A 25438-nucleotide genomic window follows, 5' to 3' on the forward strand; every position below is an offset into this window, starting at 1 on the left:
ATCTACTGTATATTTACCCATATTTTCAATTTTGTTATGCCAATCGAGTGTATTCCTTACAGTGACACTAACTATTTTTCTAATCTGATTTGCGATTATGTTGAAGGCAAACCGCAGTTAAAACAGTTTTATAATAGATTTCCAAATCTCAACAATTTTAAAGATCAAATAGCTGAAAAAAAAGCCTCTTTTCCAATAGAAAACAGACAGATTTTAGCTGCGGTTTTAACTACTCAATACGCAAATTTTAATCCGTCTGAAGCAACTTCGCAGCACATAAATCTATTAAAATCCGAAAATACTTTTACAGTCACAACAGGACATCAATTAAATCTATTTACTGGTCCGCTGTATTTTTTGTATAAGATTATTTCTACAATAAATCTAACCGAGGAATTAAAGAAAAGCCATCCTGAAAATAATTTTGTACCCATTTATTGGATGGCTACCGAAGACCACGATTTTGAAGAAATCAATTACTTTAATTTCAAAGGAAAAAAAATACGCTGGCCCAAAAAAACTTCCGGGGCCGTAGGGGCACTTTCGACAGAAGGGTTAGAGGCTGTACTTAAGGTGTTTGCATCCGATTTGCCAGTAGGCACAAATGCCGATAAGCTAAAAACACTTTTTAAGGAAGCCTATTTAAACTACGACAATTTAAGTGATGCCACCCGATATCTAGCCAATGCTTTGTTTGCCGATTATGGATTAGTAATCATCGATGCTCAAGACAAAGCGTTGAAAAAACTCATGATACCGTATGTTGAAAAAGAATTAACTCAGCAACTGGCATTTCAACATATCACAAAAACAAATATTGAAATTGAAGCGCTCGATTATGGAACACAGGTAAATCCTAGAGATATTAATTTCTTTTATTTGAAAGATGGATTTAGGGAACGAATTACCATGTTGAATGATAAATTCCAGGTGGTTGACACGACAATCAGTTTTTCAAAAGAAGAGATTTTAAAGGAACTTTTCGACCACCCCGAACGTTTCAGTCCAAATGTAGTTTTAAGACCATTGTATCAAGAAGTTATTTTGCCGAATTTATGTTACATCGGTGGTGGTGGTGAATTGGCTTATTGGTTGCAACTAAAATCTAATTTTGAAGCTCAAAAAGTGATCTTTCCTATATTATTACTTCGTAATTCTGCCTTGATAAAAACAACTTCTATTGCAGAGAAATTAAGAAAGCTCAACATTTCAAATAAAGATTTATTTTTAGGTAAAGATTCCTTAATCAATAAGAAAATCAGACAGATTTCGAACATTGATATCGATTTTTCTCCTCAAAAAGAACATTTAAAAAAACAATTTGAAGATTTACACGCTTTAGCCAAACAAACCGATGCATCATTTAAAGGTGCTGTTAAAGCACAAGAAGTAAAGCAGATCAAGGGTCTCGAAAATTTGGAAAAACGGCTTTTAAAAGCACAAAAACGAAAACTCAAAGATCAAGTAGAGCGCTTGGCAGACCATCACAATCAACTTTTTCCTAATCAAAGTTTACAGGAACGACAATTAAACTTTTCGGAGATTTATTTGGAATATGGCGAGTCTTTAATCCCTGAGTTAATAGCACATTTACAGCCATTAAAAGTGGAATTTTCTATAGTGAAGCTATAGATAATTGATTTTTAAGTTCATCTTTCTAGCAGGTTCAATTTTAGTTATTCAATTGATAAAATCGAATTTTTTAGAATCCCATTAATTATAATTCAATAACGAGTTCTTGTAACGATTCTTCAGTACTTAAATTCAATTTTTTACGAAGTCGATACCGTGCTTTTTTAACACCTTCAATAGAAATATTGAGAATATTTGCAATTTCTTTACTAGAAAGATTCATCTTTAAAAGTGACATCAAACGCAAGTCGTTATTGCTTAAATCGGGATAAGCTCGCATCACTTTGGAGTTGAAGTCTTTATGTACATCTTCGAAGTAACTTCTAAACTGTTCCCAAGTACTGTCGTTATTTATGTCTAGATTAATATTGTTTATAATTTTTTGATATTGTCTGGCATTTTTAGAATCTAATTTTAATTCTTTTAATTGTGCTTTTAAATCAAGTAGCACCTCATTTTTGTGTGCTAAATGTAGGGCATGTGTAGTGAGTTCTTTCTCTTTAAATTCTAAATCCTTATCTAGTTTTTCACGTTCAACTTTATTGCGTTTCATTTTTTGGCGTAATCCGTAAACTATTGCAATAGCTAATGCCGTGGCACCAATAAGTGAAATGAGAAGGAATAGCTTTTCACTTTCAGCTTTTTGCTTTCGTTCCTCTAAAAGTTTGATTTCATTTGTTTTAATAATGAGCTCCTTTTCCTTTTTCTCAGTTTGATACTGAATTTCTAATTCATTCATTCGCTCAATTTTTTCCTTGCCTAAAATTTCGTCGTGAAGCTTATGGTATTCAGTATGGTATTCATAAGCCTTTTTATAACGTCCTAAACCAGCATAAGCTTTAGATATCTCTAAGAGGTCGCCAATCTTTTTCTTACGGGTTCCTGTTTCATCTGCTATTTGTATGGCATCTTCCATGTATTTTAAGGCTTTCATATGTTCACCTTTTTTATTGTAAAGTTCTCCGAGATGCCTGAGGTTTAAACCAATAAGAGAGGTTTCACCGTATTGCTGGCTTAAATCTAAGGATTTATTATAATAGTATTCTGCAAGATCTAAACTGTCTTGTGCAGCATAAACCCAACCTAAATTATCGTAAATTCCTGCTAAATCATTGTTGTAATTTTGTTCCTTGTAATAAGGTTCTACGACGCGCAATAGGGATTTTGCTTCTTCATATTGTTTTTGATTTTTTAGATTAATAGCCATATTTACATTCATACTGGATATATCGTCCTTTAAATTTAATTTTTCATAGATAACTTTTGCTTTAGTATAGTAATCATTAGAAATATCGTAGTTGGCGATATCACCTTGAATGTTGCCAATATTCCAATAGCTTGCGGCAATACTTTCTTCTGTATCACCTATTTTTTCTTTGAGTTTCAAACTTTTCATGTGTACTTCTAAACATTCTTTAAAGCGTCCTAAACTTCTTAGTGTATTGGCTTTATTATTAAGAACAGCGGAAACTTGAACCATATCATCCAATTCCGTGTACATATCAATCACTATATCATAAATTGAGTCTGATTTTTCGTACTGTGAAGTCATATTATAGTAAACTCCTAAATAATTGGTCGTTCTTGCAATAAATCTTTTGTTCTTCAGACGTTTTGCCAGCATTATCGTACTATCTAAATAAGGTTTCGAAGCTAACGGATCTACATAGATATATTCTGCCCATAACATTGCATAAGAAATAATTTGTGTTGTATCTGTTTGAATTGATGCTACTTGTATAAGACTGTCAACCCTTTTTTGATTTTGACAATGACTAATGTTAATAGTCAGGAAAAATACTAAAATCAAAAGTGAAAGCAATCTGTCCACTGCAAGAGAAGTATGTATAAAGCTTTGGATCGATGGGACATTAATTGACGGGGTTAAAAGGCTCATAGTTTCTAGTGGTTGGTTTATCTAAGATAGCATATATTCTAAATTATAACAAACTATTTTAAAATCAGTGAATTATAATGGTTAAAAGTACTGTTGTCTCCCTGTATTAAAGATCATTAAAAAATAGAAATATCCATTTTTTATATGGTGGACAAAAGGTGGACAACATGTGTTTTCTGTAATTTGAGAGGATTTCTTTTCTATTTTGGCTATGCAAAAATTGATTTCATGGTAAAAAGTTGTGCCACTTTTATAGGTGCTTTGATAATGAGTTATTCATGTATTAGCCAACAACTTTACTTTGAATTTGGTACAACCATCTCGTCTTTTGATTATGATAATTCACAGGGACAACCTCTGGATAACTTGTTATCAACATCAAATACCAACTTTGGAATGGGTTACAGACAAGGAATTAACACTAGAAATACCTTATTTCTTTCTCTTGGAGCAACCTACAACAACTATGGCGCGATTGGTAGTGAAAGTAGAGTAGATAATTTTTTTGAATGGGATGTCAGTTATTTAGGGATAAAGGCAGGTTTAGGTATAAGATTATTTGAATTGAGAGACCTTTCTTTTTTTTTAAATACCGCTTTGTCTACAGAATTCTTAATCCGAGGCACACAAACCATAAACAATGATGTATTTAACCTTGTTGGGGAAGAAGAATTTAATAATACTATATTTTTCTTCAGAGGTGGTATCGAAATGCAATATCCAATTTCAGGAAGCACCGCCCTATTTGTAGGGTATAATTACGGAACCACGGTACTAATAGGCGGTGAAGAGAATGGTGAAAAACTAAATCTAAATGCACACCAATTTGGACTTGGGATAATCATTAATCTACCAAAGTGTTATTGTAGTTTTTAGGCGACCAGATTATAGTAGACAAAGAGTGGACATACAAATTAATTATAGAATGAATAAAGATTTAGTTATAAGTTTAGAATCATTTCTGAATCTTCATAGATTAACTCAAAAAGCATAATGAACATCATAAAGTTACCGATATATATAATTACGCTTGCATTCTTACAAGTCACTTTTGCGCAGGACAACTCAGCATATCGCATCATTCGTTCTAATCTTGGCAGCAGTGGCTCATCGCAGGCTGTAGTTACCGAAAACGGTGTTTACATGCTCAGTCAAAGCGTTGGCCAATCGAGCGTGATCGGAACTCACACCAACAATGGTTACTATTTGAGACAAGGTTACCAACAGCCAATGTATAAAATTAAAACTCAAAGAGATTTTGAACTGAAACTTAAGGCAAAAATTTATCCAAACCCTTTTACTCAAATTATCAATATTGCATTCGGCAATGCGATGAAATATCCTATTAGGCTATTAATTTATGATGTTCATGGTAAAATTGTGCACGCTCAAGAGTTTTTGCCCGCACAAAACCTTCAACTGATATTAAATAACATTTCAAGTGGAAGTTATTTATTGAAAATGGTCTCCAACGGAAAGCACTACAATGCAAAACTCATTAAATTTTAAAAGACACAAAAAAACAGAAATCATGAAAAAACTACTACTAACTTTAGGATGCTTTATCTGTTTATTATCTCAAATCATTGCCCAAACTGATGGTATCACCTACCAAGCAGTGATCATTAGTCCTAACGTATTGGAATTACCAGGTATCGATTCCGAAGATAATTATTTGCCAAGTACCACAATAGCTATAAGATTTACAATTTATGATAGTGGTAACCAAATTGAATTTCAAGAAGTTCAAATTACAGAAACTGACGAATTTGGACGTATCAACCTCTTAATCGGTGATGGTGACCATGACTATTTTAAGGAAATAAGCTGGGATGGCACGCCAAAAGATTTAAAGGTTGAAATTGATTTTGACGCTGGCAACAATTTTGAAACTATGAGTAGGGAACGGTTAACCTTTCTGCCTTTCGCTTACCACCGAAATATTACGGCTACTGGAACCTTAACGGTAGATGATAGAACATTTTTAAATGGCGAATTGCAAGTGGAAGGGCCAACAAATTTAAATAGCACTCTAAATGTCAATAATGGCAACGCAACTAATTTAACCGGGAACTTGTCTGTTGATGGTGTTACGAACTTAAATGAGGCTTTCAATGTAAACAATAATAGTCCTACTAATCTATCTGGCGATGTAACCGTTAACGGCAGTAGCCTGTTAAATGGTACTTTAGATGTTATAGGGCAAACCACATTGAATGATTTAAGAGTAAATGGGGAAGCTAATTTTGGCGATTTGTCAGCTGCTAATTTAACTGTGACTGAATCAACTACAATTTCTGGTCAAACTTTTATTGATGGTCAAAACTCTTCTATCATCTTAACAGGACAAGGTGCAACAGATACTGGCTTAGGAAAGTATAGGCATCCTGTAATTATTCAAGGTAGTGATTATGGCTTAGCCATCCAGGTCAATGGGAGTAGAAATAATAATACCAACTTTATTACCTTTTATGATGATACTAGGGAAATACCATGGGGAAGAATAGAAGGTGAAACACCTGCTGAGTTTACAAATAATGCCGATTATAATTTTGACCAATCGTCACTTAATTATGATATTTATGATGCAGGTATTGATGGCTTATTCGCGGCCGCAGATGTATATGCGGCTTTAACAGGAACTGCCATGGCGCTATCGTCATCTACAGGCTGTGCTGGACTTGGCGCTTGCGTAACGGCACCAATTCCTTCAATGATATTTAAATATACTACCGAATCTGTGGTGGTAACTATTCAGGCGGTGACTGCAGGTGCTGGAATTTTTATAGCCATAGATAATAAAAATGAATACAACAGCATTAAAGAAGCCAATCAGGGCGTAACCTATGCCTCAGGTGCCGGTGATTACGCCGAATACTTAATGAGGCAAAACAACAGTGAAAAAATGACCTATGGTGATATTGTTGGTGTAACTGGAGGTAAAATTTCTAAAGCAGTTGAAAATGCTGAACGCTTTATGGTGGTTTCTTACAAACCCATAGTACTCGGTAATATGCCTCAAGAAAACCGAATTAAGGACTACGAAAAAGTGGCTTTTATGGGGCAAGTTCCTGTTAAGGTTTTTGGTAAGGTACAAATAGGTGATTATATCATTCCTAGTGGAAAAAATGATGGTGTCGGTATAGCGGTTTCCCCAAATAAAATCGACCTGAAAGATATAAAGAATATTGTAGGAATTGCTTGGAGTGAAAACAACGACATGGCAAGTCTTAATTACATCAACGTAGCAATAGGTATTAATACCAATGATAATAATCATATCGTTGAAGCACTCGAACATAAAATTAATAAGCAACAGGAAGAGCTGAACAACTTAAAAACTTTGGTTAATGAGATTTTGGAAACGCTGACAATCAAAGAGAAAACATCAAATACAAAAGCAACCCTGCCTGATGATGATACCGCAACTACCCACCAAAATCATAGAAAATACGAAATAATCGAATCTGACGAAAGTGATATTATATATTTTGAAATCACGAAAGAGGATATAGAAAATGCGGTTGTTGCTGCTGAAGAAGCGATGCGCGAATCTGGTATGTACGAAGCCAATATAGAAGTTTGGAATAAACTAAAAACCGACCAGAAGTTTCGCAACGATTTTATAAATGAGTTAGTAACTAAACTTCAAAAGCAAATTCATTACCACAAACAAATAGATAAAGGCAGAAAAAATTAAGCCTTTAAAATTATGCGAATATTTTGAAAATTAACGCTACCATTTTTTTGCTTGTATTTATAAGTGTTTCTGCACTTTTAAACGGCCAAACTACTGCAATACTGGATCCTATTTTCGAAAATTATTTAGAAACACATACCTCAGATGGGATTGAAGTTAACGTTGGCGATCCCGAAAGTATGGGAGACGGAATTGCAAACAACGGTTTAGTGCTAACCGATAGAATTAATAATGTGGTTTTATTGGATATTTCTGGCTTAGGTATCACAGACCTCACAGGTATAGAAGACTTCACGGCTTTGGAAACCCTGTTTTGTAGTAATAATAATTTATCTAATCTTAATGTATCAAGCAATATAAACTTGGCATCACTACTTTGTGGAGCAAATAGGCTTACACAGTTGATGCTGAATAACAACATAAGTTTAGAAACACTTAATTGCTCAAACAACCAATTACAGAGTTTAATTGTAACAAATAATACTGCTTTAAAAAGCCTAACTGCTTCTGGCAATCAACTGACATCTATCGATGTTTCAAACAACTCAAACCTTTCTTTGTTGGCCGTTTCTAACAACAGAATTACAGGTGAGCTTTCAGTAGAAGAAAACCTTAACTTAGAAAGTTTATTTTGTGCCTCAAACCAGATTTCAACATTAAATTTAACATCTAATACTGTATTAAAAACCTTGAACGCCTCAGGTAATTTGTTAACCACTTTAGATTTAAGCACAGTAAACACCTTGACCTGCCCAGAACCCCAAACCAATCCTTTAACGGTTTGTCAAGGTTCTGCCTCAGTTGATGTATCAAGGAATCGATTAACTTCCCTAGTTGTAAGTAATGGATTTAACGAATTATTTGTAGTGTTTAATGCCTCTGAGAATCCTGAGTTGTTTTGTATTCAACTTGACCCCGAATTCACGCCGATTAGTTGGATTAAAGATGATTGGACCTATTATAGCGAAACTACCTGCGAAGACATCTATACTTATATTCCAGATAATAATTTTGAACAAGCCTTAATCGATTTAGGCTACGACGATACCCTAGACAATTTAATATTAACTGCAAATATAAATAGCATAGAAAATTTAAATATCTCGAATAAATCCATTTCAAATTTAACTGGTATCGAAGATTTCATAGCCTTAGAAATCCTAGATTGTAGTAGCAATAATATTGAAAATTTAAACCTTTCAAATAACACATTTCTTCAAGAATTAGAGGTTTCAAATAATAATTTGACAGCCTTAGATATAAGGGTTAATTTTTCTTTAGTAACCTTATACTGCTCTAATAATTTAATACCTTCTTTGGATGTCAGCACCCTCATGGCTTTAACAACACTTCATTGTTCTAATAATAATTTTGATAGTTTTAATCTAGGTAATAACTTGCTATTAAACGATTTAGACGTTTCGTTTAATCAAATAGAATATTTAAACCTTGTTGCCAATTCGGCACTTACAAGTGTGTTTTGTAACGATAATAATTTGTTTGCCTTAAACCTGAAAAATGGCAATAATAATGTGATGACCGCTTTAAATGCAACAAATAATGCCAATTTGTTTTGTATTGAAGTAGATGATGTAGGCACTGCCAATGCAGCACCTGGCTGGCAAAAAGACGCAACGGCAGCTTTCAACCTAGACTGTGGCACCTACATTCCTGATGATAATTTTGAGCAAGCATTAATCGATTTAGGAATTGATTCTGATAATACCTTAAATAATTATGTGGCAACGGCTGATATTAATACGTTGGTAGCTTTGGATATTTCGGGTTTAGCCATCGAAAATCTGACAGGTATAGAAGATTTTATAAGTCTAGAAAGTTTGTATTGCTCAAATAATACCCTAGCAGCTTTAAATTTAAGCACGCTATCAGCTTTACAAATGTTGGATTGTTCCAATAATCAAATATTAGACCTAAATCTCACGTTAAATCCAGCTTTAATAAGCGTGTTTGCTAATAACAATGCCTTATTGAACTTGAATGTTAAAAACGGAAATAATAACTTACTAACCACTTTTAATACTACCACTAACCCAAATTTATACTGTATCAATGTCGATAATAACATCGTTGAAAATATCCCAGCTGGTTGGCAAAAGGATACAATCGCTTCTTATAATGACGATTGTGTCAATAACCGTTTTACAGCAATCCCGGATGCTTTTTTTGAGCAGGCTCTTATTAATTTAGGTTATGATGATGTGGTTGATGGCCAGGTATTAACATCTAATATCGAACAGGTTTTAAGTCTGAATATAAGTAATAAAAGCATTGAGGATCTTACAGGAATTCAAGATTTTAAGTCGCTTATTGAATTAGATTGCAGTGGTAATTTCTTAAATGATTTGAATGTAAGTAATATGTTTCGTTTAGAGCGTCTTAACTGTAGCTCTAATTATCTTCTTACCAACGATGTTAATGATCCAAACGGATTACTAAATATTACTGGAACAGTGAGTTTAAGAGAATTGTTTTGTGCCAGTAACAACTTAAGTTATCTTGATACATCCCTGAATCTCAATCTCGAAATTTTGGATTGCGCCGATAACAATCTTCAATTACTCGATGTGAATTCTAATTCATTTTTGCGAAATTTAAATGCGTCAAATAATAATTTAACAAGTTTAGACCTCATTAGTAATCAGGCTTTAGAAAATGTAAACATCAATAGTAATCAACTAAATGATTTAATTACCACCGAGGAAATGAATTCATCCTTAACGGTTTTTAGCTGTGCTAATAATAACATATCAAACTTGTCAATTGCCCATTATCAAGCTTTAACCTCGTTAAATTGTGGATCAAATGTGCTAACAGAACTGAATGTTGAAGGTAATTCAGCCTTAAATTTTTTATCCATTACCAACAATCAAATTGCTGAGTTAAATCTTTTCAATAATACTGATTTATTGGAACTTGAAGTGTCTCAAAACATTTTATCTCAACTTATATTGACTGAAAACACAGTGCTCGAACGCCTCAATTGCGATTTTAATGACCTACCTGAATTAAATCTTAACTCAAATATAGAGCTTCAAATATTATCCTGTGCTAACAATCAATTAATAGAACTAGATTTAAGTGATAATAGCAATATCGTTGAGGCCAATTTTAACTCAAATAACATAACTAGTTTAATCTTGTCTAATAACTTAGCAGCCTTAAAAAGAATCAATGCGAGCAATAACCAAATTGAAGATGCTTTAGATTTAAGTACGATGGCCCAGGGAGCATGTGTTTTCCAACCTAGCCAAACAGAATTTTGCCCAGAAACCATTGCTGTTAACGTATCCAATAATTTACTTGATTTTATTAATATTCAAAATGGGATTAATTCAGAAATTGCTAGTTTTAATGCCTCTGGAAATCCAAACCTAACCTGTATTCAAGTAGATGATGTCAATAATGTACCAGCAAATTGGATTAAGGACCAAACTACCACTTACAATGAGGACTGTAATTTTGGTGAAACTTATGTGCCAGACAATAATTTTGAACAGGCCTTGATAGATTTAGGATTGGATACAGGTCCGTTAAATAACTATGTGTTAACAGCCAATATAGAAACACTACTAAGTCTTGATGTGAGTTCAAATAATATAGCTGATCTCACAGGAATTGAAGATTTTACCGCATTAGAAAATCTAGACTTTTCAAATAATAATCTGAGCGAAATCGATTTAAGTTCTAATGTGAACTTGCTTAACCTTGATTGTTCAGATAATCTGTTAGCTAATTTAAATATTGAAAGCAACACGGCTTTAACAACCGTCAACTGTTCAAGTAACGCCATAAGTAACCTCAATTTAATTGCAAATACAAACTTGTCAATCTTAAATATTTCAGATAATATATTCACAGCTTTTATCCCAAGTGAAGTATTATCCTTACTAGTTTTTAATGCTGATAATAACAACCTTTTAGAACTAGATTTTCAACAAAATCAGTTGCTCACCAATTTAAGTTGTGAGTCAAATCTTCTAGAAACACTAAATATAAGAAATGGTCAAAACCTTATTCTTACTGAGTTAAATGCTCAAAATAATCCAAATTTAACCTGTATTGAAACCGATAATGGCACAGTTCCCAACAATGCAACTTGGCTCGTAGATGCTGCCACTCAGCTTGCAATAAATTGTTTTTTCGGATTAACCTATGTGCCTGATAATAATTTTGAGCAAACCCTAATAAATTTGGGTTACGATACGGGAGATTTAGATAATTATGTGCCTACAGTAAACATTGAAGCTATCACCTTTTTAAATATTGCAGAACGCGAAATTTCGGACTTAACAGGTATTGAAGCTTTTATTAGTCTCTCAACATTAAATTTTGAAGGTAATACTATTGAAACAGTAGATTTGAGCAATAATCCCCTTTTGGTAAATTTAAACGCATCCGATAATATACTTTCCAATTTAGACCTATCAATGCTGTCAAGTTTAGCGGTATTGAATGTTTCACAGAATAATTTAACACAGTTGAATTTTGATTTTAATTTAGGACTTCGAGACCTAAATGTTTCTAATAATGAACTGACCAATCTTAACCTAAATGTGTTATCTGGTTTAGAGAAGTTAAACTGTGAATCAAATCTATTAACTGGTTTAGATGTTTCCCAAAATCCTGTTTTAACTAGTCTATTTTGCCAATCAAATTCATTGGTCGGTGATCAGCTAAATATGCAAAATGGTAACAACGAAAACTTACAGTTGTTTAACGCAATTAATAATCCGGATTTATTCTGCATTTTGGTTGATGATCCTATAGCCGTAATTTCAAATACAGATGGATTATATAACAATTGGTTCAAAGATGCTTCTGCTAGTTATCAATTAATATGTGATGATGCCGATAATGACGGTGTACCAAATGAAGATGATCTCTGTCCAAACACCCCATTTGGCGCCACTGTAGATTTATTTGGTTGTGCCATTCCGGATTTACCAAATAATAACTTCGCCATTTCAATAACGGGTGAAACTTGTTTAAATAGTAATAACGGTAAAATCAACATTATTGCTCAGGAACTTTACTCTTACACAGCAACACTTATCAGAGAAAATTTTAATGAAGTTTATAATTTCACTAATGATGTTGATATTTTTAATCTTTTAGCAGGAACCTATGAAATGTGTATAACTATTGAAGAATGGCCAGATTATCAAAGTTGTTATACAATTATCATTACCGAGCCTAATCCACTTGAAGTGTTTTCAAGCAGAATGCCATCGAGTAACCAATTATCCTTAAGTATGTCAGGTGGTAACGCCTACAATGTTAAGTTAAACGGCGATACTTTCACCACACATAACTCAACAATTATACTACAACTTCAATCTGGAATTAATACTTTAAAAATTACTACGGACCGAGAATGTCAAGGGTACTTTGAAGAAAGTATAATATATTCGGATGGTGCTTTAGTATATCCAAATCCTTTTAAAAGTCAGTTAAATATTTTCGCCAATAATCAAAATGAAGAAGTAACTGTTAATATATATACCACATTAGGGCAACTGATATTGACTAAAACATATATAAATCAAGGTGTTGAGACGCGCCTTGATACAGGTGCCTTGACCGATGGAATATTCATAATTACCGTGCAATCTGAAACTACAACATCTACTTATAAAATTATAAAAGAATGAAAAGGATATTGACTTTATTTTGTTCAGTAACTCTGCTAGGTGGATGCAGTGATTCTACGGATGATTCGGATATAAATTCAAATGGTCATGGAGATCCACTTACTGGAGTGCAATTAATCTTTCCTTCTGAAAACGCATTATGTAACGAGGGTGTAAACCTAACGCAAACTGAAAGCACTGTTTATTTTGAATGGGAACCGAATACCAACGCAGAAATTTATAAACTTACACTAGAAAATTTAAGTAGTGGTAATATTGAACTATATGAAACTAGCAACTATATAATTCCAATAGCCATACAACGTGCCGAGGCATTTAGATGGTCAGTAGCCTATGATTATCAAAATGAAACAAGAGTCAGTGCCCAATGGAATTTTTATAATGCTGGTCCAGGTTTGCAAACATACCCACCTTTTCCTGCCGATATTATTGCGCCAAGTATGGCTCAAATCATTAATGCCACAAATTCCGTAACACTTCAGTGGCTTGGTAATGATGTTGATAACGATATCATAGCTTATGATGTCTATTTTGCAAATACTAACCCACCAAGTCTAGATTCAAATGATATTACAGCAAATCAACTTACGGTATCGGTCAACCCTGGTACAATCTATTATTGGAACGTGTTGACCAAAGATGCTGCTGGAAACACTTCAGAATCGGGAGTTTACCAGTTTCGAATTTCAGAATAACCTTTTACTTAAAGGGTACGCTTTAAGGTCAACCCTAGCTGACAATCTAAAGTGTAGGGTTTGAAATTCTAATATTCCACCTTACCAATACTAAAACTTAACTTCTATAATAGGACTACTGTTTTTTTAAAAAATATGGAAACTGTTAAAAAGTTAAATCAAAAATCCTAAATCCTAAATCCTAGTTCTAAAATCTATTCTTATTTTTGCGCATGCAACACAACAAGGTACTAATCTTAGATTTCGGTTCGCAATACACGCAACTTATTGCTCGTAGAGTTAGAGAACTCAACATTTATTGCGAAATTCATCCATTTAATAAAATTCCAAAAGAAATTGAAAGTTATCAGGCAGTTATAATGTCGGGTAGTCCAGTTTCGGTGCGTTCAGATCAAGCAATTCATCCAAATTTGACAAAAATTAGAGGTAAAAAACCTTTATTAGCCGTTTGCTATGGTGCGCAATACTTGGCCCATTTTTCTGGTGGTGAAGTTGCAGAATCAAGTACCCGCGAATACGGCAGGGCAAATTTGTCGTTTATTAAAGAAGACGAAGTTTTTTTTGAGAATATTCATCAAGGAAGTCAAGTTTGGATGAGCCATTCCGATACCATCAAATACCTTCCTGCTAATGGAACTTTGTTGGCAAGTACTTCAGATGTTGAAAATGCAGCCTTCAAAATTGAAGGCGAAGATACTTATGCTATTCAATTTCATCCAGAAGTATATCATTCAACAGACGGGAGACAATTACTGCAAAATTTTTTAGTTAAAATAGCGAGGGTAAAACAAGACTGGACACCACAGTCTTTCATTGAAGAAACCGTTCAAGAATTAAAAAATAAAATAGGAAACGATAAAGTAGTTCTTGGCTTGTCGGGAGGTGTAGATTCCTCTGTAGCAGGAATGTTATTACACCGTGCGATTGGTGCAAATTTGTACTGCATTTTTGTGAACAATGGCTTGTTGCGTAAAAATGAGTTTGAAGATGTGTTACGCCAATACGAAGGTATGGGGCTAAATGTTAAAGGTGTCGATGCTTCGGCACGTTTTTTGGATGCTTTAGAAGGTGAGAGTGATCCCGAAACAAAGCGAAAAATAATAGGAAGAGTTTTTATCGAAGTATTTGATGATGAAGCACACCGAATTGAAGGTGTTAAATGGCTAGCTCAAGGCACCATTTATCCAGATGTGATAGAAAGTGTTTCAGCAACTGGAGGTCCAAGTGCAACGATAAAAAGTCATCATAATGTAGGTGGCTTACCAGATTTTATGAAATTAAAAATAGTGGAGCCTTTAAAAGCTTTATTTAAAGATGAAGTGAGACGCGTAGGCGCCTCCTTAAACATGGATCCATTGCTTTTGGGCAGACATCCGTTTCCAGGTCCAGGTTTGGCAATTCGAATTTTAGGTGATCTAACTCGCGAGAAGGTTCGTATATTACAAGAGGTTGATGCGATTTTTATCAATAACTTAAAATCGTGGAATTTATACGATAAGGTATGGCAAGCAGGCGCAATTTTACTGCCCGTGAATAGTGTAGGAGTAATGGGCGACGAACGCACTTACGAAAAATGTGTAGCGCTTAGGGCTGTTGAAAGTACAGATGGTATGACTGCAGATTGGGTAAATTTACCGTACGAGTTTTTGCAAAAAACCTCAAACGAAATCATAAATAAAGTAAAAGGAGTGAACCGAGTGGTGTATGATATTAGCTCAAAACCACCAGCAACCATCGAATGGGAATAGCTTTTTAAATAAAATCAATGACATGACATCAACAAGTTTTAAAATAAAATACATGAAAAATATAATAACTGTCATTTTACTGACATTTACCTTGTGTATAAATGCCCAAGATTTTAAAACACATAAAGTGCAAAAAGGCGAAACCGTTGAGTCAATTGCAAAGCAGTATTTTGTAACCCCTTTTGATATTTTGGCATTAAACCCCGATGCAAAATCAGGATTTTCCTATGATATGGTTTTAATCATTCCTAATTCAAATGTTAAAAACCTTTCCGATTTAAACGATAAACAATTAGTTGGTTTCGAATCACATAAAGTAAAAAGAAAGGAAACACTCTACAGTATTTCTAATAAATATGCGGTTACCATAGAAGACATAAAAAAACAAAATACCTTTTTATATTCGCAAAATTTAAAGCGTGGTGATAACCTTAAAATTCCGAAATTTAAAACGATTAAAACCCAGGAAACTTTAAAAAACTCACTTCAAAAATATGTTGTTCAACCAAAAGACGGTAAATGGGGCATTGCTTATAAATACGGAATCACCATTCCGGAATTAGAGGCATTAAATCCTAGAATGAATGAAATTTTACAACCAGGCGAAGAATTGGTTGTTCCAAATATCGCTGATAATGAGGTGAAAACTATCGAAGATGAGCAATACAATTACTACGAGGTATTGCCCGCAGAAGGTTTTTATAGATTAGAAATAAAGTTAGGTTTAAAGCAAGCGGAATTGGAGGCGCTCAATCCTAATCTAAAAGAATTTGGTTTGCAGCCAGGAATGATTTTAAAGGTGCCAAACGATATTAAAAATTCCTTTGATTTGGGTGAAATGCGAGTTGAGACAACCAATCTTAGCAAAAAAATTAATAATCTGAGCAAAAAATCTATTGCTGTGATGTTGCCTTTTAGACTGCACCGTATAGATTTAGATTCAGTCGCTGAGGCTAAGGATTTAATGCGAAGTGATAAATTGTTATCCATGTCATTAGATTTTCATTCTGGCTTATTAATGGCTTTAGATTCAGCAAAACAATTAGGAATTTCAACCCATCTGAAAGTTTTTGATACAAGAAGTCAAATTTCGGAAGTCACTAAAATACTACAAGAAAATGATTTCAGTCTGTACGATGCAATCATTGGTCCAATAACGCCTAGTAGTTTTGATAGAGTTGCCAATACTTTAAAATCGCAAAAAGTTCCTATAATTGCTCCCCTAACACATCCTACCAAGTTGTACGATAACGTATTTCAAACACTACCCGATAAAGACCGGATGAAACAAGCGCTTATCAATTATATGAAAACAGAAGAAAACATTGCGCGTGTTGTAATTATTTCAGATTCCAAAAATAGATCTTTAAGTGATGAATTAAAGGGTAGCTTTCCTGCAGCAAGACAGATGTATTCCAGAAAAAATAAAGACGGCAAAGATGGAAATTATTTGCATTTGGCCGATTTTAACGATGTTTTCAGACCAGGAAAAAACATTGTCTTTCTTGAAACCGATAGTGACGCTTTCGTGGCCAATATATTGAGTTTGTTGAATGGACTTCAAACAGAAAAAACACAAATACAACTTGCCACTACCAACGTTACAAAAGCCTTTGAAGGTGAAAGTGCCTCAAGCTTGCACCTGTCTAACTTAAACTTTCATTACGCGAGTTTTAATGTTCCAATTAATGAAGCAACTTCTAACGGTTTTGTAAAGAAATACAAAGAGACATACGGCGTACTGCCAAACAAATATGCCGTGAGAGGTTTTGATATTACCTTAGATGTGTTATTGAGATTAGCTTCCAGTGATAATTTATACGAAGCTTCCAACGAAGTAATGGAGACAGCCTATTTAGAAAATAAATTCAAATACAATAAGAAATTGTTCGGTGGTTATTATAACGATGCCGTTTATATAGTAAAATACGACAATTTAAATATAGTTGAAGCCAAGCAATGACCTCTAAAGTAACTTATTTAGGCAATTTACGTACGGAAAATACCCACCTACAATCGGGCAATACCTATATTACCGATGCGCCTTTAGACAATAATGGCAAGGGTGAAGCATTTTCGCCAACAGATACCGTTGCAACAGGTTTGGCAAATTGTATGCTCACGGTTATGGGGATTAAAGCTAAGCAGTTACAGGTTAATATGGACGGAACTATCGCTGAGGTTACAAAATTTATGATGGCCGATCCAAGGCGTATTTCAAAAATAAAAATCGTCTTTAAATTTCCTAATGAGTTAGATTCTAAAAACCAAAAAATTTTAGAGTATACTGCCAAAACTTGTCCAGTTCATTTTAGTTTGCATCCAGATATTGAAAGAGACATCACTTTCAATTTTAAAGCTTAAAAATCATGCTGCAACCAGATGCGAAACAACTTATCAAATTGGCGCATTATAAAATGCCTTTTGGCAAATATAAAAATCGCTTTTTGATTGATATTCCAGAATATTATTTGGTTTGGTATCGACAAAAGGGATTTCCGCCAGGAGAATTAGGCCGAATGATGACTCAAATGCATGATATTAAGCTTAACGGACTCGAAAACTTAATTCATAATATTAAGCGTCAATTTCCAAATGAATAATTGTGGCAAGTTCATTATAAGTTGTAAATTTGCCTGCGTTTAACAACGCATCATGGCAGCTAAAACTAAATATATATTTGTAACTGGAGGCGTGACCTCTTCTCTTGGAAAAGGCATCATTGCAGCTTCATTAGCAAAGCTTTTACAGGCTCAAGGTTACAGAGCAACCATCCAAAAATTAGATCCCTATATTAATGTTGATCCCGGAACGCTTAATCCTTATGAGCACGGCGAATGTTATGTTACCGATGACGGTGCAGAAACCGATCTAGATTTAGGTCATTACGAACGTTTTTTAGACACGCCTACCAGTCAGTCTAACAACGTAACCACAGGCCGAATTTATCAAAGTGTTATCAACCGAGAACGCAGAGGTGAATTTTTAGGAAAGACGGTTCAGGTGATTCCGCATATAACGGATGAAATTAAAAGACGTATTCAAATTTTAGGTCAGTCAGGCGAATATGATGTAGTTATTACAGAAATTGGTGGTACCGTTGGTGATATAGAATCATTACCTTACATAGAAGCTGTACGTCAACTAAAATGGGACCTCGGCGAAAACAACGCCTTGGTTATACATCTAACACTTATTCCTTTTTTATCGGCCGCCGCAGAACTTAAAACAAAACCTACCCAACACAGTGTGAAAACTCTTATGGAAAGCGGTGTTCAAGCCGATATATTAGTTTGCCGAACAGAACATGAACTACCTGAAGATTTGAGACGCAAATTAGCCCTTTTTTGCAATGTTAGAGAAGAAGCTGTAATTCAGGCTATCGATGCATCAACCATTTACGATGTACCCAATTTAATGCTTGAACAAGGATTAGATACTGTGGTGCTTAAGCGCTTAAAATTAAAATCTTCTACACCCGATTTAACCCAATGGAATGCCTTTTTAGACCGTCACAAGAATCCGAAAAGTGAAGTAAATATTGGTTTAATTGGGAAATATGTTGAACTACAAGATTCCTATAAATCAATAATCGAATCCTTTATTCACGCTGGTGCAGCCAACGAGGTACGAGTAAACATAGAATCAATTCATTCAGAACATATCAATCCAAGAGAAGTGGCATCAAGATTGTCACATTTAGACGGTGTATTAGTCGCTCCTGGTTTTGGTGAACGCGGAATAGAAGGTAAAATTGAAGCTGTAAAATATGTCCGTGAACACAATATTCCTTTTTTGGGTATTTGTTTAGGAATGCAAATGGCAGTTATCGAATTTGGGAGAAATGTGCTGGGTTTGCAAAATGCCAATTCAACCGAAATGGATGAAAACACGCCTCATCCAGTTATTGATTTAATGGAGTCGCAAAAAAATTTAACCGATAAAGGCGGAACCATGCGATTGGGCTCTTGGAGTTGCGATTTACAACCAGGCAGCAAAATAGCACAAGTTTATGCAACCAATCATATTAACGAGCGGCATAGACATCGTTTTGAATTTAACAATGCTTATAAAGAAAACTTTGAATCATCGGGATTGAAAGCTACTGGTATTAACGCCGAAACAGGTCTGGTTGAAGTAGTAGAACTGCCAGAACATCCCTTTTTCATCGGCGTTCAGTACCATCCAGAATATAAAAGCACAGTAGCCAGTCCGCATCCATTGTTTGTTGAGTTTGTTAAGTCGGCACACCATTATTCAAAAATATCAAATAATGCCAGCCTGTCATATCAAAAATAACGGCTTGTTATTTGTAATGGCTTTTATCATTCAAGTATTAAAAAGTATTATTACCTCATAAATGGAAGAAAAGAAATTAGATACCAATTCAATCATCGGATTCATACTTATATTCGGGATTCTTTTGTACATGCTTTACACCAATCAGCCAAGTCCTGAAGAAATTGAGGCCAAAAAGCAAGCAGAAATTGAACAAAAGGCAGTTGAAAAACAACCAAAAGCAAATCAAGAAACTCTTGTCACCACTTCTGAAGATTTTTCTCCTGACCTTGTTAACGATTCCATTCAACTTGAACAAATCAAAACGAAGCTAGGCGCCTTTGCTTACGCTACTTCAATTGCTACCGAAAGTGATAAAGAAACAGTCGTAACTACCGAACTACTTACCCTAAAATTTACTAACAAAGGTGGATTTTTATCGGAAGTAAAACTAAATGAATTTGTAAATCACGATTCCATTCCTATCTATATAATAAAAGATGGTAATTCGGTCTTCAATATTAATTTTGGCACTACAGACAACAGAATTTTAAACACACAAGATTTATTTTTTCAGCCCATTGTTACCAATAATGGCGATAATACTGTGGTGTCGATGCGACTTAAAGTTTCTGAATTACAATTCTTAGAGTACCGCTACGAAGTTAAGCCAAACGATTATATGATTGACTTCACCATTCGTTCTCAAGGACTCGATAATCTTATTAATGGTGCGTATCCTATCAATTTAGACTGGCAATTAAAATCAAAGCGTCAATCTAAAAGTATTTCATACGAAAATCGCTACACCAGATTAACTTATGAATATGAGGGTGGAAAGATCGATAAGTTAAAACAAATAGGAGACGACGAGGAGGTTGAAAAGGACCTTTCTTGGTTGTCTTATCGCCAACATTTCTTTAGCAATATTTTAGTACCCGCAAAACCAATCTCTTCAGCTACTTTAGTTTCTAAAGATTTAGTTGAAAATGAAGATATAGATACAGTATTTACCAAACAATATGCTTCAAAATTTGCATTGAATTTTTCAGGTGGTCAAATTAACGATAATTTTGGTTTGTATTATGGTCCGACAGATAGTAAAGTTCTGAAGCAGTATAATAAAAACCTTGAAGAGAGTATTCCATTTGGTTGGGGAATCTTTGGCTGGATAAATAAAGCATTGTTTATCCCACTTTTTTCATGGTTAAGTTCGTTCTTACCTTACGGTATTGCGATTATTGTAATGACTATAATGGTGAAAATTGTACTTTCATTTGTTCAATACAAGCAGTTTTTGTCGCAGGCTAAAATGAAAATTTTAAAGCCAGAATTAGAGGCTATAAGAGAAAAATATAAAGACAACAAACTTAAAGCACAGCAAGAAACTATGGCATTGCAAAACAAGGCAGGTGCGAGTCCGTTAAGTGGATGTTTGCCAGGTTTAATGCAAATTCCCGTGTTTTACGCTTTATTTATGTTTTTTCCAACAGCCTTCGATTTAAGGCAAAAGAGCTTTTTGTGGGCAGATGATTTATCATCTTACGATGCTATCGCTAACTTACCGTTTAATATTCCATTTTATGGCGATCACGTGAGTTTGTTCCCAATACTAGCAGCTATTGCTATTTTCTTTTACATGAAAATGACAACCGGCCAGCAAATGGCGTCGCAGGCACCACCGCAAGAAGGTATGCCTGATATGACTAAGATGATGAAGTACATGATTTACTTCTCACCAATTTTAATGTTGTTTTTCTTTAATAATTACGCTTCTGGTTTAAGTTTGTATTATTTTGTATCAAACCTAATTAGTATAGGTATTATGTTGGTTATAAAAAACTATATTATAAATGAAGACAAAGTTTTGGCCAAAATTGAGGTTAGTAAAAGCAAACCTAAGAAGCAGAACAAGTTTCAACGTAAAATGCAAGAAATGATGGAACAGGCAGAAAAGCAAAAACAAATTCAGAACAAGAAGAAGAAATAATAAATTTATCGTCGATAGTAAAAGCCTCTTTTTTTAAGGGGCTTTATTGTTTTCTGTTTTATGCAGCTAAGAATTAACTATAAGTTTTGTAATCAATGATAAAAATAAAATAGTTTTGAATTCAAGGTAATAGAAATAATCAAGCTCTATATTAAAGCATGTTATTGTTTATAACGACCACTTACAGCTTTTAAACACCATGAAAAATTAACAGTAGAATACACCAATTGATCCTGAAACTAGGATAGAAGGAAGTAGTTTAGGAACACTAAAATTTGGAATCTAGGCAAAAAAAAACCTCCGTAAAATGGAGGTTTTTAAAATAAAATCTTTTATGTGTATTATTGTTGCGGTAGGATTACTTTATCAATTACGTGAACCACGCCATTTACTCCTTGAATATCCACCAAAGTTGTTACTATGTCACTCACGCGCCCGTTAGGATCAGTTAATGTAAACGCCGTATTATTCGCCATAATATTCCCGCCTAGTGTTGTTACACTACCATTTGGTAAACCTGAAGATTGTACGTTTGCACCTACAACATGCATTAATAAAACTGCGTCAACTGTGGCTGGAGCTAAATCGCCTAAAGCTGTATTTCCAGAAGGATCCAACTCTAATAATAAATCTGCAAAAGCACCGTTGGTAGGAGCAAATACAGTAAATGGACCTGCAGATGCATCAGAAACAGTTTCAATCCATGGCACCGTTGGCGTTCCAGTATCGGCTAATTGCAACGCTGCAACCAAGCTATTCAATGCTGAATTTGTAGTGGCAAACGTAGCGATAGTTGGTGGTAAAATTACAGCATCAACAGCATGAATGACACCATTGGTAGCAACAACATCTGCAACTGCAACCTCTGAGGCCCCATTAAACACAACGCCATCAGAAGTGTTGTAATATAAACTTAGATTATTTCCACCAGGACCAGTAGCTAAAGTATTAGCGTAACCAGTAACGGCATCTATTAAGTTATCAGAAAATACATTAGTTGCAACTACATGGTTCAGTAAAACTTGCGATAAAGCTTCACCTGTTGGGATGGCATCTAATTCTTCGAAAGCACTATTTACAGGCGCTAATACGGTGCCTTCTGTAAATCCATTAACAGCATCAACTAAATTAGCCGATGAAAGTGCTCCAACCAATGTAGAAAAACTCGGATTTGCAGCAGCATGATCAACAATTGAAGGTAATCCGATAACACCGTCAACAATGTGAATGGTTCCGTTTGATGCGTCAATGTCAGCGGAAGTAACTGAACCTGCATTATTAAACCTTACTCCATTTGATGTATTGTAGTAAATACTTAAATTTCGGCCACCTGCACCAGTTGCACTTGTACTAGCATAACCAGATCCAGCAGCAACCAAGTCAGTAGATAAAACATCTCCTGCAATAACATGGTTTAATAAAATTTGAGATAGTACATCGGTTGGTACATCATTTAAACTATTAAATCCGTTGTCGGATAAAAACGCAGCGAATGCGTCATTAGTAGGGGCTAATACTGTAAATGGGCCAGGACCACTTAATACAGCTACTAAATCACCGTCAGCCGCTTGTAAAGCAGCTACTAAATTGCTTAAACTTGGTGTCGCTACCGCAAGTTGTACAATGTTTTGTGGTCCTGGATCAACGACATTATTGTCATCGTCATTACTGCACGACTGAATTCCTACCACTAAAAGAAAAACAGCTACGAATTTTAACATTTTTGAAATAATTTTCATTTTTTTGAGTTTTTAAATTTGTTCAACATTAAATTTGCTTTGTATAACAAATATATAGAAACCTTAAACAAAATGAAACTAGTTGCCTTAAGTTTTATCATTATTTTAACATGTGGTGTTCAAATATTGAATTCACAAGAAGCAGTAAATCAATTAGATGAAAATGGTATTCGCCACGGCTATTGGTCTAAAAACTTCGATGGGACAGACCAAAAGCGATACGAAGGACAATTCCAGTATGGCAAAGAAGTTGGTTTGTTTAAGTATTACAAACTCGAGCGTAAAACAAGTGTTTTAAGCGCGACCAAAGAATTTAAAGAAAATGATTCAACAGCCGTGGTTAAATTTTTCACATCAAAAGGGAAATTGGTTAGTCAAGGCAAAATGAACGGAAAACTATACGTAGACAAATGGATTTATTACCACAAAAATAACGATGGTATTCTAACAGAAGAATATTACAACGAGTCTGGCCAACTCCATGGTAAGCGCCTAATTTATTTTGAAAATGGTCAATTAGGAGAATCACTGCATTACAAAAATGGAACATTAGATGGCCTTTCTTTATGGTATTCACAAACAGGTAAGTTGTATAAATCTCTTGAATTTAATAATGGAGAACTAGATGGTGAAGCAAAATTTTATGACAATCAAGGTCAATTAATAATTGAAGGTAATTATAAAGATGACTTACGCACTGGTACTTGGAAATACTATAAAGACGGGGAATTAGAAGAAGAGCGGCTTTATGACGATTCCGGAAGATGGGTGAGACAATAGCATTTAAAAAGTTTCGCGTATTATTGCATAACCACACACTTCAATAACTTTTATCAATAAGTCATTACTGATTTTTACAGCTTTTAATTCGTAATTTTGCAAAATGTCAAGAGTAATTGTAGGTTTATCGGGTGGTGTAGATTCCAGTGTGGCTGCATACTTGCTTAAAGAGCAAGGTCATGAGGTTATTGGACTTTTTATGAAAAATTGGCATGACGATTCTGTTACCATTTCAGATGAATGTCCATGGCTAGATGATAGTAACGACGCCATGTTAGTTGCCGAAAAATTAGGCATTCCTTTTCAAACTGTAGATTTAAGTGAACAATACAAAGAGCGTATCGTTGATTACATGTTTAAGGAATACAAAAATGGCAGGACTCCTAATCCTGATGTACTTTGCAATCGCGAAATTAAGTTTGATGTTTTTATGGACATCGCTCTTAATTTAGGTGCTGATTATGTTGCAACTGGCCATTATTGTAGAAAAGGTACTATTTTAAAAGACCATAAAGAAATCTATCAATTGCTTGCTGGAGTAGATGTCAATAAAGACCAATCCTATTTTTTATGTCAATTATCGCAACATCAATTGTCAAAAGCATTATTTCCTATCGGTGAATTAACCAAACCAGAAGTTCGAGCAATCGCCTCAAAACTCAATTTGGTTACGGCAGATAAAAAGGATTCACAGGGTTTGTGTTTTATAGGAAAAGTACGTTTACCAGAATTTCTTCAACAACAATTACAACCTAAAGAGGGAAGTATCGTTGAAATAGATTCTCAGGCTAAAGTTTTTGAAAAAGATAAGCTGGAATTTTCAACTAAAGAAGAATCCTATCATTGGTTATCGCAAAAAAATAAGTATTTAATTACCGATGGCAAAATTGTTGGAAAACATCAAGGAGCGCATTATTTTACAAAGGGTCAGCGAAAAGGTTTGGCTGTTGGTGGCACACCTGAACCCTTATTTGTAATAGAAACCGACGTTGAAAACAATATCATTTATACAGGACAAGGTAATGACCATCCAGGTTTGTTAAGAAGTGCTTTATTTGTAAATGAAAAGGAAATCCATTGGATTAGAGAAGATTTACGACTTAACAATGGAGAAGAAATGCCAGTGAAAGCGCGCATTAGATACCGTCAACCTTTACAAAATGCCATTCTTTACAAATCAAAGAATGGCATGTATGTGGTTTTTGAACAGCCACAGTCTGCTATAACTGAAGGTCAGTTTGTTGCATGGTATTTAGATAATGAATTGTTAGGTTCCGGAGTAATTTCTTAAATTGCATTATAATTCA

The 25438-nt window shown here is 34.4% G+C and carries 16 protein-coding genes; 14 read left to right on the forward strand and 2 right to left on the reverse strand.

The window, feature by feature from the left end; translation table 11 throughout:
- Positions 1-36 precede the first annotated feature (36 nt).
- A complete protein-coding gene (gene bshC / locus V7Z48_RS01275) occupies positions 37-1632 on the forward strand; it encodes a bacillithiol biosynthesis cysteine-adding enzyme BshC (RefSeq protein WP_334111572.1) in 1596 nt (531 codons plus the stop codon).
- Positions 1633-1717: 85 nt separating this feature from the next.
- Here the strand turns inward: bshC and V7Z48_RS01280 are convergent, their stop codons facing one another.
- Positions 1718-3322: a tetratricopeptide repeat protein gene (locus V7Z48_RS01280; RefSeq protein WP_334111573.1), complete on the reverse strand. Its 1605-nt coding sequence runs from the start codon at positions 3320-3322 to the stop codon at positions 1718-1720.
- 435 nt (positions 3323-3757) lie between these two features.
- Between V7Z48_RS01280 and V7Z48_RS01285 the strand changes: the two genes are divergently transcribed.
- The 11 genes from V7Z48_RS01285 to yidC all read left to right on the forward strand — a co-directional run bounded on the left by V7Z48_RS01285 (position 3758) and on the right by yidC (position 21612).
- Positions 3758-4405 carry an outer membrane beta-barrel protein gene (locus V7Z48_RS01285; RefSeq protein ID WP_334111574.1) on the forward strand — a complete coding sequence of 216 codons (648 nt, stop codon included), beginning with the start codon at positions 3758-3760 and terminating at the stop codon, positions 4403-4405.
- A gap of 117 nt (positions 4406-4522) precedes the next feature.
- A complete protein-coding gene (locus V7Z48_RS01290; protein WP_334111575.1) occupies positions 4523-5038 on the forward strand; it encodes a T9SS type A sorting domain-containing protein in 516 nt (171 codons plus the stop codon).
- 22 nt (positions 5039-5060) lie between these two features.
- Positions 5061-7229, forward strand: coding sequence for a hypothetical protein (locus V7Z48_RS01295; protein ID WP_334111576.1), 2169 nt, complete (start codon positions 5061-5063; stop codon positions 7227-7229).
- Between the two features lie 23 nt (positions 7230-7252).
- A complete protein-coding gene (locus V7Z48_RS01300; protein WP_334111577.1) occupies positions 7253-12901 on the forward strand; it encodes a T9SS type A sorting domain-containing protein in 5649 nt (1882 codons plus the stop codon).
- Positions 12898-13596, forward strand: coding sequence for a hypothetical protein (locus tag V7Z48_RS01305; protein ID WP_334111578.1), 699 nt, complete (start codon positions 12898-12900; stop codon positions 13594-13596). Before V7Z48_RS01300 ends, V7Z48_RS01305 begins: the two co-directional genes overlap by 4 nt.
- A 212-nt stretch (positions 13597-13808) precedes the next feature.
- Positions 13809-15344 carry a glutamine-hydrolyzing GMP synthase gene (gene guaA / locus V7Z48_RS01310; RefSeq protein ID WP_334111579.1) on the forward strand — a complete coding sequence of 512 codons (1536 nt, stop codon included), beginning with the start codon at positions 13809-13811 and terminating at the stop codon, positions 15342-15344.
- A 52-nt stretch (positions 15345-15396) separates the two neighbouring features.
- The gene (locus V7Z48_RS01315; RefSeq protein ID WP_334111580.1) at positions 15397-17307 is read left to right on the forward strand and encodes a LysM peptidoglycan-binding domain-containing protein; all 1911 of its coding nucleotides are present in this window, start codon (positions 15397-15399) and stop codon (positions 17305-17307) included.
- Positions 17304-17708, forward strand: a complete 405-nt coding sequence (locus V7Z48_RS01320) for an OsmC family protein (RefSeq protein ID WP_334111581.1) — start codon at positions 17304-17306, stop codon at positions 17706-17708. The genes V7Z48_RS01315 and V7Z48_RS01320 overlap by 4 nt, the downstream gene beginning before the upstream one ends.
- A 5-nt stretch (positions 17709-17713) precedes the next feature.
- Positions 17714-17947, forward strand: a complete 234-nt coding sequence (locus V7Z48_RS01325) for a DUF3820 family protein (protein ID WP_428849718.1) — start codon at positions 17714-17716, stop codon at positions 17945-17947.
- 52 nt (positions 17948-17999) lie between these two features.
- Complete coding sequence (locus V7Z48_RS01330; protein WP_334111582.1) at positions 18000-19643, forward strand: CTP synthase; 1644 nt, start codon at positions 18000-18002, stop codon at positions 19641-19643.
- 61 nt (positions 19644-19704) lie between these two features.
- On the forward strand, positions 19705-21612 hold the full coding sequence (gene yidC, locus V7Z48_RS01335) for a membrane protein insertase YidC (RefSeq protein ID WP_334111583.1): 1908 nt from the start codon (positions 19705-19707) through the stop codon (positions 21610-21612).
- A 341-nt stretch (positions 21613-21953) separates the two neighbouring features.
- Here yidC and V7Z48_RS01340 read toward each other — a convergent pair whose 3' ends face one another.
- Positions 21954-23351 (reverse strand): fasciclin domain-containing protein, encoded by a 1398-nt coding sequence (locus V7Z48_RS01340; RefSeq protein WP_334111584.1) that lies wholly within the window; start codon positions 23349-23351, stop codon positions 21954-21956.
- 72 nt (positions 23352-23423) lie between these two features.
- Between V7Z48_RS01340 and V7Z48_RS01345 the strand changes: the two genes are divergently transcribed.
- Positions 23424-24131 (forward strand): toxin-antitoxin system YwqK family antitoxin, encoded by a 708-nt coding sequence (locus tag V7Z48_RS01345; RefSeq protein WP_334111585.1) that lies wholly within the window; start codon positions 23424-23426, stop codon positions 24129-24131.
- Positions 24132-24234: 103 nt separating this feature from the next.
- Positions 24235-25422, forward strand: coding sequence for a tRNA 2-thiouridine(34) synthase MnmA (gene mnmA, locus V7Z48_RS01350; protein ID WP_334111586.1), 1188 nt, complete (start codon positions 24235-24237; stop codon positions 25420-25422).
- Positions 25423-25438 lie beyond the last annotated feature (16 nt).

The organism is Paucihalobacter sp., from assembly GCF_036825875.1.
In the GTDB taxonomy this organism is placed as follows: Bacteria; Bacteroidota; Bacteroidia; order Flavobacteriales; family Flavobacteriaceae; genus Paucihalobacter.